The organism is Roseibacillus persicicus, assembly GCF_014651675.1.
GTDB lineage: Bacteria > Verrucomicrobiota > Verrucomicrobiia > Verrucomicrobiales > Akkermansiaceae > Roseibacillus > Roseibacillus persicicus.
This window is the reverse complement of sequence record NZ_BMXI01000014.1, coordinates 92431-107532: the sequence shown is the minus strand read 5'-3', so window position 1 is coordinate 107532 and position 15102 is coordinate 92431. Positions and strand designations below refer to the sequence as shown.

General features: G+C 56.8%; 5 protein-coding genes. 3 read left to right on the top strand and 2 right to left on the bottom strand.

Annotated elements, in window-relative coordinates; genetic code table 11:
* Positions 1-2: 2 nt before the first annotated feature.
* A complete protein-coding gene (locus IE099_RS15675) occupies positions 3-743 on the bottom strand; it encodes a hypothetical protein (protein ID WP_189571845.1) in 741 nt (246 codons plus the stop codon).
* Between the two features lie 155 nt (positions 744-898).
* Between IE099_RS15675 and IE099_RS15670 the strand changes: the two genes are divergently transcribed.
* From IE099_RS15670 to IE099_RS15660, 3 genes are all read left to right on the top strand, one after another.
* On the top strand, positions 899-2917 hold the full coding sequence (locus IE099_RS15670) for a LamG-like jellyroll fold domain-containing protein (RefSeq protein ID WP_189571842.1): 2019 nt from the start codon (positions 899-901) through the stop codon (positions 2915-2917).
* Positions 2918-2946: 29 nt separating this feature from the next.
* On the top strand, positions 2947-3726 hold the full coding sequence (locus IE099_RS15665; RefSeq protein WP_189571839.1) for a glycerophosphodiester phosphodiesterase: 780 nt from the start codon (positions 2947-2949) through the stop codon (positions 3724-3726).
* 151 nt (positions 3727-3877) lie between these two features.
* A complete protein-coding gene (locus IE099_RS15660) occupies positions 3878-7645 on the top strand; it encodes a hypothetical protein (protein ID WP_189571837.1) in 3768 nt (1255 codons plus the stop codon).
* Positions 7646-9209: 1564 nt separating this feature from the next.
* Here IE099_RS15660 and IE099_RS15655 read toward each other — a convergent pair.
* Entirely contained in the window at positions 9210-15092 is a 5883-nt protein-coding gene (locus IE099_RS15655) for a LamG-like jellyroll fold domain-containing protein (protein ID WP_189571835.1), read from the bottom strand.
* Positions 15093-15102: the final 10 nt, after the last annotated feature.

The following is a 15102-nucleotide window of genomic DNA, read 5'->3' as shown; positions in this document are numbered from 1 at the left end:
CACTAGCTCTCGCTACGCACGACCTTGGGCTCTGTCAGAGTCACTACCTTGAAGGGCATTCGACTGTCTTTCACATCTGCAGCGTAGATAAAGAACTGCTGTTCGAGGCTGTCGTCGGCCATCAAGGAAGTGGTGTGAAAGGGGCGCAAGCTCTGATCGGCCTGCTGATAGAGAAGAGCAAAGTCCGCCCGGGAGGCTCCATCTGGAAACTGCAACTTGGTCGCCTTCCCCGGAGCGACTTTCAGTTTCTGTGCACCAAATACGATGCCCTTCATGCTACCTGAGAAGTTGTGCACCCGAACCGAACCGGAAGGAACTTCGTCGGAGACAAAGAGATGCCGGGGCTCTTCCCATGTCCCGGACTTATCCCTCCAGAGCACAAGCATGCTCTTTTGAAACTGCGGCAGTGGTGCGCGCAGCCACTCCGAACCATCAGGATTTTCAAGAATCAAAACCGCCTCTTCCCCCGCCACATAGGTGTGACGCTTGCTTGCGAGGCGCAACCGCAGTGAGAGACTGGGCTGACCGCTCTCCACCTGAATGCCGCGAATGTTCACTCGCGGCGGCGGGACCGAGCCCTTGGGTGGGTCGACTTCGTAGCGGATTCCGTTTCTCACTTCTTGTACAAAGGGCGGCGGATCTCCGAGACACAAGACGCGAATGCTACGGACAGGTTGTGATTCCTGAGCAGCAAGCGGCAATACTGTTAGAAAAAGGGAGGCGAGGGCGAGAAGAGCTTTCACGGACGTTCCCATGAGCACTCGCCAAACAATAAAACAGAACTCTGAGGTGTCATTTTCGAAACATTTGGAAGGGGCAATTCTTTCGGCGCAATTGCTTCAAAGTTGTCACTTTCCAACACTGGTGCGAAACCTGTCGGCCTGCCCATTTAATCGAGATGAAACGAATCAAAGCTATCCGGCTGGGATATCTGCTACTACCAGTCCTCGCCCCTCTCTCCCTTTTTTCCCAAGAGAAGGAACTGGAGAACCTCACTCACGACCGCCACACCCACACTCACAATTCCCGGCACGAACGCGTCCCCGCCATGGAGGACCGCTTCTTTACCAATCGGGAGGGAGCACCATTGGAGCTCACCAATGAAGAGCCAATGTTTACCTTCGCCGTCTTTGGCGACCGCACCGGGGGACCGGACTCCGGCGTCAACATCCTGGCCGACGCCGTGCGCGACGTGAACCTCTTGGAGCCAGACCTCGTGATGACCGTCGGTGATCTGATTCAGGGCTACAATACGAGTGAAAAGTGGATGCCCCAGATGAAGGAATACAAAGGCATCATGAACAATCTGCTCTGCCCTTGGTTCCCTGTTGCCGGCAACCACGACATCTACTGGCGTGGCGACAACCGTCCCACCGGGGAGCATGAGCCCGCCTACGAAACTCACTTCGGACCTCTCTGGTATGCCTTCGAACACAAGGACTGCTTCTTCATCGTCCTTTATTCCGACGAAGCGAATCCCGAAAACGACGAACGCAACTTCCACAAGCCGAAGTCCCAAAAGATGTCTCCCGAACAATTCGAATGGCTTAAAGATGTTCTCGGTAAAGCCAAGGACTCCGAGCACGTGTTCCTCTTCCTCCACCACCCCCGCTGGATCGGCAACAATTATGGCGATGACTGGAAAAAGGTTCATGATGAACTGGTTAAGGCCGGAAATGTTTCGGCAGTCTTTGCTGGTCACGTGCACTACATGCGCTCGGATCCCAAGGACGGCATCGACTACATCACCTTGGCCACCACAGGTGGTCACCAGCCGGGAGCCTTCCCGAGTGCCGGATATCTCCACCACTACCACGTGGTCACAGTTCGGGAAAACCAGGTTGCCATCACGGCCTATCCCGTTGGGGAGGCGCTTGATGTCCGTGACATCACCCCCGAGCTCTTGGAGAAATTGCAAGCTGTCTCCGGCGCTTCGGTCGCCATCGAGCCCGCTCTGACCCTGAAGGAGAACAACTCTCTCGACCAAAAAATCACGGTTTCCATGACCAACCCGGTGGACCGCGACCTCGAGCTCACCCTACTACCCAGCTGCCGTGACAGTCGCTGGAGCTTCACCCCCGACCACCTCCATATCACGGCGAGAGCGGGAGAAAAAGTCAGCGCCGACTTTCAGGTCACCCGTTTGGAAGGAGCCCTCGATGAAGCCTTTGCCTCTCCCATCCTGACTCTCCAAACCGAGTATCTCACCGAGTCTTCGCGCTATCCCCTCCCTGTTCGCGAAATCCCCCTCCCTTACACCTTCGCGACTCCTCCTCCGAGCAAAGGGAGCTTCGCTCTCGATTTCAATGGCTCGGATCAATACATCGAAGTGCCTTCCGCCAAGATTCCGTTGGACGAAGCCTTCACTCTGGAAGCTTGGTTCAAGGCCCGCTCATTCGGTTCCCGCGTCGGCCTCGCCACCAAAACTCAAGGCTCGGAGTATGGCCTTTTCGTCAACGACGGACGGCCACATTTCTCAGTCCACTTGGGCGGAAGCTATGCCTCCGTCAGCTCACCTCAACCCATGCTGAAAACCAACCAATGGCATCACATGGCCGGGGTCTATGATGGCAAAGAACTTCGGCTCTATGTCGACGGAGTGCTGGTGGATACCAACAAGCGGTCCGGTAAGAGAAAAACCAACGACCTCCCCCTCCTCATCGGGGCGGACGTCACTGGCAATGGTGGAGCGAGTTCACACTTCAATGGTCTCATCGACACCGTGCGCCTGTCCAAAGTCGCTCGCTATCAGAGCGAACAAGTGGAAGTTGAATCAACGCTCACGAGCGATGACGAAACCTCACTCCTCCTCAACATGGACGTTCTCTTTGGCTCGCAAACTTACGACCAGTCCCACAACGGAGTTCACGCCATCCTCCACGGAAGCCCTCGCCAGCAAGCACGCGAGCAACAATAGAAAACAACCTTTCACTTCAATTCGAGAATATGAATACCGCCATCGAACTCGCCATCAGTCTCTTCATCGTCGCCCATCGCGGGGCTTCCGGTGATGCCCCCGAAAACACCCTTCCGGCCTTTGAACAAGCCTGGGAACAGGGTGCGGACGCGATTGAAGGAGACTTTCACCTCACGAAAGACAATCGCATCGCCTGCATCCATGACTACGACACCACCAAGGTCGCCGGAACCAAGCTGATGGTCGCCGACTCTACTTTTGAAGAGCTTCGCAAGCTGGATGTTGGCTCGTGGAAATCGCCAAAGTTTGCGGGAACACGCATCCCCAGCCTGGAAGAAGTAATCGCCACCATTCCCGAGGGCAAGAAGCTCTATTTGGAAGTCAAGTGCGGGCCCGAAATCGTCCCGACCTTGGCCAAGACTCTGGCAGCCTCCGAGCTCTCCCCCGAACAACTCGTCGTCATTTCCTTCAACGAAGACTTCGTGAGACAATGGAAGACTGCCGAACCAGAGTCCCGCACCATGCTCTTGATCTCTTTCAACCGTCGTGTGCCACGCCTTTCCCCTTCCTTGCAAGAAGTGATCGAGAAGCTGAAAGATACCGGGGCCGACGGAGTCTCGACGAACACCCATCCCGCTCTGGATGCAAACTTCGTTGAGGGAGTGAAAGCTGCTGACTTTGAATACCACAGCTGGACCATCAACGAGGCAGACAAGGCCCGCGAGCTGATGGATATGGGCTCTCAATCAATCACCACGGACTTTCCCGGCCAGCTCCGCAGTAGCCTGGAGAGCAAAGTCGCCAAGTAGGCCCCTCCTCATCCCACCGCCCCAGTCAACGGGCGGACAACTCAGTCCGGTAGCCTGCGGCTCCCGGACTTTTTATTGCCTTCTTTCCTGACATTTCCGTCACCAGCGAAAGCTGGTTTATAACACCAACTGACCGGACGTTCCGCCCGAAATGAAACTGCCTGTCAAGATACACAATCCCCTCCGGAAAGAGCCAAAAGAGCGCGGCTTTGCCATGGTTGTCACCGTGACAATGCTCGTTCTTCTCAGCCTTTTGTCCCTTGGCGTTTTGAGCCTCAGCCTTACCGAAGTCCGAAGCACCGCTCAATCAAACGCGCAGTTCGAAGCCCGGGCCAATGCTCGCCTGGCGCTGATGATGGCTCTAGGGCAGCTTCAAAAAACTCTCGGCCCTGACCAAAGGGTGTCCGCCCCTTCCAGCCTTCTGGATAACAATCCCGAGACCGTTAAAATTGATGGCGTTCGCAATCCCCAGTGGGTGCGTGTTTGGAAGACTCAACAAGACGACGGAACTCCCTTCATTCAAAGAGCGCAAGAAGACGGGGGGCTCCGCGACCTCCGGGTGTCCAACCAATGGGACGCCGAAGATGATACCTACGCCATTCTGGTCAGTGGGCAGGAAATCCTCACAGGCAACAAGACGGAAGAGGACGACTTGGCCGATATGGAGATGACCACGCTGGTGGGCGCGGGCACTCTGGGAGAAGACGCTCCGGAGGAACTTCTGGTTCATGCCCCCCTCATCGAAATCACCGATCCCATTCTCGACCAATCCCCTAACGACACTTCTGGCGACGAAGCCTCGTCAACCAAACCCTCTGGCGCTTACGCCTGGTGGGTGGGAGACCTCAATACGAAGGCGAACATCGCCACACCCGACTCATTCGAAGGACTTGCAGGAAGCGTTCAACAATTGCGTCGGGTGCAGCTCGCGCAAGACGCCTCTTTGGCAGCCATGAAAGATGCCGAAGACATCGGTAACCAAACCCGCTCCCGCCTGCTCTCGAACAAGCAACTGGAGATCTCCCAGAATAAAGACACGGAAGATATCGGGCACTACTTCCATGACTTCACCACAAGATCTCAATCCGTCTTTGCGAATGCACGCGAGGGAGGTCTGATGAAGGACCTCACCGCCTATTTACTCGGCAGCGGCGTGATTTCCGGCGATGACGAAAGCGAGGGCCTGGCCCAGTTGGGCGTCAGCGATAGCGATAATTTGATTGGCCCACGCAATGGTGAAGAAGCCCGACTCTTGCCCGATGGAGAGGAAGCCGATCGACTCGAACAGGTGTCCCCCACCTTTGCCCTGCTGAGAAACTGGGCCAACCGCTCCAGCGACCACCGCTTGGGGAACATCAGCGTAGCGGCCCAAGGCCCCGAAACCCGTCCGGCCGAACCTGACATCCGCACCTATGGCGGACAGAACAGACTACCAGCCAAGTACTTTCAAAAGAGCCGGAGCGACTTCTCTCCAGTCCTGGTGGAAGGCTCGACCTACTACAACATCAGCTCCTACGAAACCGGACTCCCCAGCCCCCGGGAATGGGGGCTGCGACTGCACCTCTATCCCCGCGTCGCCCTCTGGAACCCCTACAACTTCGATCTCGAGGTCCCGCCCTCCATGATCGCCCTGCAAGTCAATGGAGGTAAAAAAGTGGAAGTCTCTTTCACCCCTGCCGCTACTATTCTGATCCCCCAACGCTTCGGCCCCCCCAAACAGATTGAAATCTCCCACACCCGCTACACCATGAGCTGGGGCAACTTGAAGAACCAGAACGGCAGCATGCAGCGCTATCGCCGAGGCAGCCTCTATTTCCGCTTGGAAGGAGTAACCATTGAGCCCGGCGAGACCGTCGTCTTTGCCCCCCGGGGAAACACGCAATACAGCGAGACCTTCTTTGACCGCAATCTCCTCTCCCCCAACCTGCCCCCCAGTCCCACCCGCTCCTTTTTCCTGGATGAACGCAGCGATGGCGACCCTCTCTTCGAGGTAGAATCTCCGGTCTTCCCCGAGCCTCAAGGCGTCTTCTATGACAACCATGTTGTCGCGGAACCAAGCGAGTGGCGTGAGTATTTCGAACCCCAGCCCCTGGGCGATGTGCAGGCCGCAGGATACACCCAGGCCGATGACTACTATATGTATTGGAAGCCCCTCAACGGCAGCTCCGGCAGCAACATCACCTTGGACAGCTTCTCCTCCCTTCCTCACGGTCAGTTTGTCTCCTGCGCCTACCAGTACGGCGATGAGGACGAGCTCCCCGTTGTCTGGAGCGAAAGCTTCCCCGTCCCCGTCCCCAACTCCTCTGGAACAGGCGCGATTGGCGAGGTCCCCGACCGGCGGACACGCGATGGCTTCCGGCTCCGTTGGTTCAACGAGCACCCTTCCAATCGCAATGGCGGAGGCAGCCTCGCAGGCACCCCACATTTGGAATCCTCCTTAATCGGCAACTGGAATGTTCGCTCGTCCTACTCCTTCCGCTCACCATTCGAGAACGTGAGCGACGTGGCTCCCCATTACTTCAGCGGCTACACGCGCGACCTCTTCGACGGAGACGTCAGTTGGGAGGGAATGAGCCCGAGCCAACGCAGCGGCAAGAACGTGGGCGACCCCTTTAACCCCCCGGTAGTCTCCACTCCCCGCCGGGTTCTCTTCGATGTTCCGCGCAGCGAGACCGGCATCCAGTCCTTGGGAGCCTTCCAGCATGTGAAGTTCTCAGAGTTCACCTGGCATCCCACTTTTGCCTTCGGAAATTCTCTGGCCGATCCGAGAATGCCCCTGGACCGCACCGAGCCCCGCCGTGACAGCTCACTGAATTCACGGCAGGGCGGATGGAACAAGGATTCCATCGGATGGTCCAACGATGGCCGCTCGAACAGCAACGGGGGAGGAGTCTCCAATCAAGAGAACTGGGCTCACCACGCCCGCGGATTGCTTGAGGAAAATGTGGAAGACAATACCGTCCAGTTCGATCTTAGCTTCGAGCTGAATCACAGCCTCTGGGACCGGTACTTCCTCTCGACCGGCAGCCGGAGAGAAAAGAACGCCTTCATGAGCGACAGCGTCGCCAACCCTCTTCCCAACGGTCGCCTGCGAGTATTCGACCAACAAGCCGCCCGCCCCGAGCGCGACATCCTCGACTTCCACCGCGCCGCCTCGGTCTTGACCAGCGACGGAGGATTCAATGTCAACTCCACCAGCGAAACCGCGTGGGAAGCGGTCTTGCTTTCCACTATTAATACTCAATACGGAGGACAGAAAGTCGCGTTCCCACGTATCCTCGATGCGCCTCTCGGCGAATACGATGGTCGTTCCGCTGAAGCGAGCGAAGCCTGGGCCGGAACCCGCGTTCTAGACCGCGATGAAGTCAAGCGCCTCGCGACTGAGATTGTCCGCGAGGTGAAAACCCGGGGACCGTTTCTCTCCATGTCCGACTTTGTGAACCGAAAGCTCACCATCGGCGAGGAAGGTCTCAAGGGTTGCCTGCAAGCCGCCATCGACCGCGCGGGGATCAACGAGGAATTCGAACTTTCGTTCCCACTCGACAATGGTCGTTCCCTCCCTTCCTTCAATCACAGCGACAACATTGAGGAGCCCACCCGAATCGAACAAACCTACAAGCCCGCCACCACCGCTTGGGGCGCTTTGGGATTCCTCACTCAAGCCGATCTTCTCCAGTCCCTCGGTCACAACTTCTTCGTCCGCTCGGACAGTTTTATCATCCGAGGCTACGGCGAATCGCGGGGTAAAGATGGCAAAGTTGCCTCCACCGCATGGTGCGAAGCAGTGGTGGCCCGAACTCCTGCCCCAGTGAACCCCGATGACTCTGGCTTGAATCCTCAAGTCATCAAAGGCGCCCCGGACTTCGGCCGCCGCTTCGAAATCCAAAGCTTCCGCTGGCTCTCAAAAGAAGAAGTCTAGAACGACAGACTAACGAAGCGACATTGCTCCCAGAACACTCGCGGCTGTTTCGGCGAAACCGCCCTACCGGTGGACGTCACCCGATTTGCTCAACGACATCTCAACGCTTGGACGGTACGATTCGGTGGGGCGAGTGAGGGCACTCGCGGTCCAACGGAAGGCCTTCTGGAGTGCGTGCCGCTTGCTGCCGCTCTGAGGTGGATGTCTTCGTTCTTTATCCCCCACGGGAAGAGCAAAGCTTGCTTGCTCAACCTCCCAGCCACCCCGAATCAAAGAATGCCCCCCACCAAACAACCCAAACTCCCACCCCGCACTCTCGACCCACCCCGGTAGGTTCCTTTTGATAAAAGGACCGCGAGAGTTCTAGCTTATTCGAACGGCTCTCTCGCGGACGAAGGGCGAGAGCCCGACGACCCTCCCATAACATTCGCGGCTGTTTCGGCGAAACAGCCCTACCGGCGGACGTCGCCCGATTTGCTCAACGACATCTCAACGCCTGGGCGGGACGATTCGGTGGGGCGAGTGAGGGCACTCGCGGTCCAACGGAAGACCTTCTGGAGTGCGTGCCGCTTGCTGCCGCTCTGAGGTGAATGTCTTCGTTCTTTATCCCCCACGGGAAGAGCAAAGCTTGCTTGCTCAACCTCCCAGCCACCCCGAATCAAAGAGTGCACCTCAACAAACAACCCAAACTCCCACCCCGCACTCTCGACCCACCCTGGTAGGGTCCTTTTGATAAAAGGACCGCGAGAGCTCTGGCTTGTTCGAAAGGTTCCCTCGCGGACGAGGGGCGAGAGCTTGGGGACCTTCCCCGAACATTCGCGGCTGTTTCGCCGAAACCGCCCTACCGGTGAACGTCGCCCGACTTGTTCAACGACATCTCAACGCCTGGGCGGGACGATTCGGTGGGGCGAGTGAGGGCACTCGCGGTCCAACGGAAGGCCTTCTGGAGTGCGTGCCGCTTGCTGCCGCTCTAGGGTGGATGTCTTCGTTCTCGGAACTCCCCGGGAAGAGCAAAGCTTGCTTGCTCAACCTCCCAGCCACCCCGAATCAAAGAGTGCCCCCCACCAAATAACCCAAACCCCCACACCGCACTCTCGACTCCCCCCGGTAGGGTCCTTTTGATAAAAGGACCGCGAGAGTTCTGGCTTGTTCGAGAGGTTCCCTCGCGGACGAAGGGCGAGAGCCTGGGGACCTTCCCCGAACATTCGCGGCTGTTTCGCCGAAACCGCCCTACCGGTGAACGTCGCCCGACTTGTTCAACGACATCTCAACGCCTGGGCGGGACGATTCGGTGGGGCGAGTGAGGGCACTCGCGGTCCAACGGAAGGCCTTCTCGTCCACCCATTCAACCGAACAACAAGTGAACGAGACGTCCACTCCACCAGCACTTCAGCGAGCTGATATCAAGAACGCTCGCTTGGCACTTTCCAGACGCCCTCTCAGGATTCCCCCAAATCCGCGGCTGTTTGATCAAAACCGCCCTACCGTCAGAGCAACAACGAAAAAGCGGCGCACCCCGAAGGACACGCCGCTTTGTTGGATTGCCTGGAAAGTTTATTCCGGTCTAGTTGTAATCAACTTGAATCCGAGCGAAGAGAAAACCCTGTGAGGGAAGATTCGGTCCAGGGATCATCGCCATGATCTCGGTTGAACTATCCACCTCAGCAACAACTGGCGTCCAGTTCTCAAGGTCCGGACTGGTCTCAATCACGTAGCTCAATCGGGAGTCAGCCGCCGCTGCCGCTCCTTTGGCGAAGCTCAGCTTGAAGTCACTTCCATCGGCCACCAGGCCGGGAAGGACATCAAAGGCAGTCGGGTCCAAGCCCAATGCATACTCCAGCAGACCAACGATTCCGTCTTTATCGCGATCATCCAGGAAGTTCGCTCCTGCGGCTCCATTGGCTGCCATGTAGTCATCGAAAGGCGTGGCCTCCAGAATCGCAGTCGTCACCCGAAGAATCGGAGCGGCGTCCTGATAGCCGGGTTCATTAATCGCTCCCATCCAGAAAGGCTGCCATCCGTCATCGTCCTCGGGTTTTAGGTTCACTCCGTAGTTCGGAGCTCCTGCCCGCCAATTCTGAACAACCGGAGTAATATCCCCATAGGTGGTGGAGAGTTGCCCCATTCCCCTGAGCCGGGTCACCGCCTCACCAATTTCCGAATTCACCACGGGACCAGTGAGACCGAAGGTCGTGGTCACATCCCAGTCCACCAGCATCTGGTGAATCGCGTAGGGACCGCGGCCTTGTGAATGGGATGTTCCGGTCAAGGTGGGACCGTTCGTGGTCATCAGAAGCTCGGCTTTGATCACCGTTTCTCCATCTGGAATACTATTCAAGTCGGAGGGGTCACCGAAGCTCACCGGGAACCGGAGGAGGGCCTCGGTCGTGCCTGAGTTCGCATTATTGAGATCCATATACTGGCTCAAGATGGTCGAACCATCCAACGCCGCCGAACTCGTGTTATTATTGCCTTGCGAATTGTTGATGATGGAATTCTGATCCGCGAAGAAGAAGTAGTCCTTCAAGGTTGTATCCGTCGTATACGTCACTTGGAGCTTGGGACGCAGCAGAGGATTATCATTCCCCACCGTGTTGTAGGACCAGCCATTTGCCGTTCCTCCGGTATAGATGGAAAAGCCTTCATTCGCATATCCGCGACTGAGGTCCACTGCTCCGTTCGACCAGTTCTGCACCAGCTGGGTCACGTTGGCCTGAACGACCTCCCCATTGGCAATGGAACCAAATCCTGCCACGGGGAATCCGGTTCCGGATCCACGCACCCCTTCGAATCCATCGCCAACTTCTCCAAACTGCAGGTCGGCATAAGTGGTCTCCTCGGTGACCGGCTTCACGAGCTGGTCAACGATATACGGTCCGGGTGATTGAGCATCGCCAGCGGTAGAAGTCGTGATGATCAATTGGGCATCTTGAATCCCGGCCCCTGGCGGAATCTGCCCGGGCCCGGTTCCAAAAATGTTGTCGAAACGAACAATGCCATTGATGTCAAAGCTGTCATCTCCAGACAGACCGTCCAAATAGTATGCCTGTACGCTTGACCCCAGTTCATTGATTCCATTCCCGCCGACTCGCTTGCCAAACTGGCCAGTGTAACCGTCAACTCCCTCTTGGAAGCTCACCGTAGTTGTTGCCACGGTGGGATTCACATTCACCAGCGTCACCGTCGCGGAGACATAGGCGCCCAAGTCGTATCCTGCTCCTCCTTGCAGAGTGACCGTCACCGTTTCCGGTAGCTCCAAACGACCGTCTTCCAGCGCAGACACCTCCAGGAGAGCTGTCGAGCTCCCAGCTTCGAAGGTCACTGTGCCCGGCAAGGCCGCGTAGTCGGAACCAGCTGTTGCACTTCCGGAAACGCCAATCGGAATCGTAAGCGACTGACTGGCATCACCGAACCGAGTGAAGGTGAGGGTCGCACTGTCACCACCCTCGGTGCTGGTCGGATCAGTCGCTACCACCACAACCTCATCTCCAGTCAACTCAACTGGGTCAAGGGGCATCACAAGGAAGCGGAAACCGCCTTTTTGAAACTGGCTCGTGAAGAAGGGAGCATCGTGCGAGAACACCACGAAGGCATTTCCATTGGAGAAGTAACTATAGACATTGTCTCCTCCAGCACCATTCTCATAGTCAGCGGTTACAAACAGAACGGAGTTGGATGGGTTGATCACACTACCATCTCCGATTGTGATTTCGTAACCTTGTGCCCCGAGGTTCACGCTCGCGCCAAGAAGCTCAAGCTCCCGGTTGAGCGGCTCCAGATTGCCGTCGTTGTCAACCAAACCACTCATCACCTGACGGGTGTTGTAAGGGACATAGAGAAAGGCGAACTCTTCGTCCTCCCGGTCACTATTGTTGTCCCGTGAGTTTACGACCCACTTTTCCCCCACTTTCGCAACGCTGGTGATATTGTCACTTCCGTTGCTGCCAGTGATGGCGATCATGTTCCCCGCGGTGGGCAACCCAGTGATCTCATAGATTCCATCGGTTTCTTCCGGCTTGGTGATCGCCACCGCCGTTCCCTCAGGAAAATTGAAGCTACTGTGACGAATAGATCCATCCGCATTCACATTCGCACCAACCCAGCCATCGGCCCAGGGAAAGTATCCCACCGAGAGTCGTCCGGACTCCTCTGCGGTCGTTGGCTCATCGGCGCCCGGTCCTTCGCTATCGACGACACTGACGTAGTAGTTGCCGCTGCCATTGCGCTCTGGCGCGATGGTGTTGTCGAGCGAGGCCAGGTTGTCCAGCGTCGGGTGATTCGTGCCGAGAATCAGTCCCGAAGTGTAGGCAATGGAAGCGCCCTCAATGTTGGGACTCAAGTCTCCCCGATTTCCCCCTCCGTTTCCAAAGGCCGGAGAACTGGTGCTGCTCTCGGCGACCCACGTGAAGGAATCATTGCCGGCCGGAGTGTAGTCCGGTGTATCGAGGTCCTTACTCCCCCCATCGTAAATTCCCACCGTGTATCCCGAGAGATTGGGCGCGGGGAGAATCACCTGCACCCCCACATTATAGTAGGAAGACTGTCCCCCGTTGTCAGTGGCCACTACCTTGATCAAGTGGGAACCCGACTCGGTTCCGACATAGCTCAATTCATACGGAGCAACCGCATCCACCGCGAGAGAGACTCCGTTATCAAAGAACTCCACTTGAGTAATGCTGCCATCGGGGTCATCTGCGACCGCCACGATTTCGACCGTCTCACCAAGGTTAACAAGATCGCCTTGTCCCGGCTGGGTGATGATGACATTTGGTTTCACGTTGTTGCTGAAAAGAGCACCGTCGACCCAGCTGGGTGAACCTACTAGACTTCCAGTAACAACACCCGAGGCAGTGGAGCTGAGAGAAACTCCCGAGCCCTCCGTCATCGCGAAGCGTCCAACCAAACCGGCTTCCATCGGAACCTCGAAGTTGCACTTCTCGCGGATTTCGGACTGGCTCAAGGCCCGGTCCCAAATACGAGACTCGTCCATGTATCCTTGGAAGAACCCGGCAGGTTCTCCTTCTGAATTCATCGCGGTGGCAAGCGCAGCATGCTGAATGCTGTCCGCTCGCGGAGTCAATCCTTCCGCGTCTTTGGTTGCCTCCAGATTGCCATTCAAATAGAGGTTCCAAGTGGTTCCATCAAAGGTCACTGCGGCATGCTGCCAAACCCCGGCTTCCACAGGAGTCTGTCCCACAACAGGAGAGTTGGTGCCCAAGATCAGGTCTTCAAAGTCGGCTACCAAAACTCCGTCGCTCGCTTGAATTCCGAGGAAGTAGTTCGCATCGACATTCGACTGGTCATCTTCGCCACGCCCTTTGGTGACCAAAGGAAAGCCGCTTACGCCACCGCTTCCTGTGCTGGTTGCGATACCGAAATCACCCTCAGGCTTGAACCAAGTCTCCAGGGTGAAGGTCGACAGCTTGAAGGAGGGCTCATCTCCAAAAGTCACATACTGGTCGACTCCGTTGAAGTAGAGACCTCCGCTTCCGGTAGGAGGAACCACCGAGAAGGTGACCGACTCGGCGGCCGTGCGGGCTCCTTCATTATCCGTCGCGACCGCTTCGACCAAGACGCTTTCAAGAGAGTTGAAAGGTCCAGCGTTGGTCACTTCATAGGGAGCGGTTGTATCAACCCCTTGAGAAACCCCATTGATGAAGAACTCTACTCCCGCAATCGAACCGGGTGCTTCATCGACGGCAGTCGCGGAAATGGTCTGGGTCGAACCCACCACAATCTGCGCTCCATCGAGAGCACTGTCCAAGGTGATGCTAGGCTGCCCGTTGTCGGGCTCCGAAGTCAGGAAGACGAAGCTGAAAAGATCCTCATCCGCAGTCGCTCCCTTCTCGGTAATGAAACCCCGGGGAACGTCGCGGCTTTGGATCACCCAACCACCCTCTGCTCCCGCAGTGGCATCCCACTCGTAGGAGACAAAGTTGTCGGTATTGTCCGGCTTGACTTTGCTGAAGATTCGATAGGAAAGCGGATAGTCGCCCTCGATGGCTTGCAAAGTCCCGGAAATTTCGATTTCGGTATCGGAGATCAAGTCGGTGACCTCAAAAACTCCATTGGCGTCAGGGCCATTGGTGATCTCCAAGAAGAACTCCCCATCGGCAATTCCCTGGAGTCCCAGAGAGGTCTGGAAAGTGGCCTCGTCATCAACCAATCCGGCCTCCAGAGTGCCCGTCGTGATTTCTGTTTCGGTAACTTCCGCGACACCTCCCTCTGGGGTGACCAAGAGTGTTCCGTTGGCCGGACTCTTTCCAGGAATTTCCAGCAGATACTCATGCCCTGCCACTCCCAGACGATAATCAACCGGGTAGTCGGCTTCCGCCGCGGTGAGGGTCCCATTAACCGTAAGGGTGGTGCCGGTTGGCGATGCTGTCACCTCCAGATAGGATCCCGCGTCAGGACCGGAGAGAATTTCCAAAAGGTAGGTATCTGCGGAGAAATCACTAATCAGCCCCGCAAAGTTGGCTTCCACGTCGGTCAACTCGGCTTCGAATGACCCACTGGCCAACACACTGCCCAAGCTGGAAATGCTCCGTCGTGGGGTGACAGTGAAGTTTCCCCCCGAGACCTCGGCCGTGCCATCGCCTTGAACCCGGCCAACCGCAGTAATGAGGTCACGACCTGCAGCATTAGTGGGAATGTAGACAAAGCCAAGCGTGTCTTGCTCATAGCGGACATCTCCCCCGTAAGTTCCGTTGTCCATAATCGAGACGGTGAACGTTCCGTCCTCGTTGTCCTGCCCCATGGTGAAGTTCCCTTCATTCTTTCCATGGACAGTCAGCAAGACCCCATTGTCGGGAGTGGCCGCTACTCCGTTGAGACCGAAAGTTGTCAGTCCCGACAAATCAACGCCGAAGACTCCGTTGCCATTGTCGATCAGCTGGTTTCCCAAAGTGATTCCGGCCGAACCGCGAACCTCCGAAAGAGCCCCTCCATTGGAGGTCTGGTTTCCATGTGCACCCAGGAAATCCACGTAAGGAAAGTATCCAAACCCGTAGTTGATGTTGTACTCGCTGCGCCCCCCGGAACTCTGGGCGCTCCCACCCATGTTGTGGGTCGGCACGAAGTAGCCACTCCCACCCAAGGCCACGCTGGTATTGGCATAGTTCCATCCGTTGACCGAATCGCCCCCTGCAAAGTTGTTACGGGCATTCTCGCTCACAGTTGGAAGAAGAAGACCGCGCTCGATGTCGTTCGCTCCCTCTCCAAATCCCATATCGGTGTCCCCCCGATTCGCTCCCCGAATGGTGAAACCCGTTGTGGACCCCGGCAGGATCTGAACCGAAACCGCAGGCTCCGCAGCGTCCAAACCACTATTGCTACTATTAAGTTGTGTGATCTCGATGTTCCCGAACTCAATCGCACAAAGCGAAGTCGAGCCGAGAAGAAGGGAAAGAGTAGCGCTCTCCCACGAAGATCGATGTGTGTTGTGCATCGCCGCGACT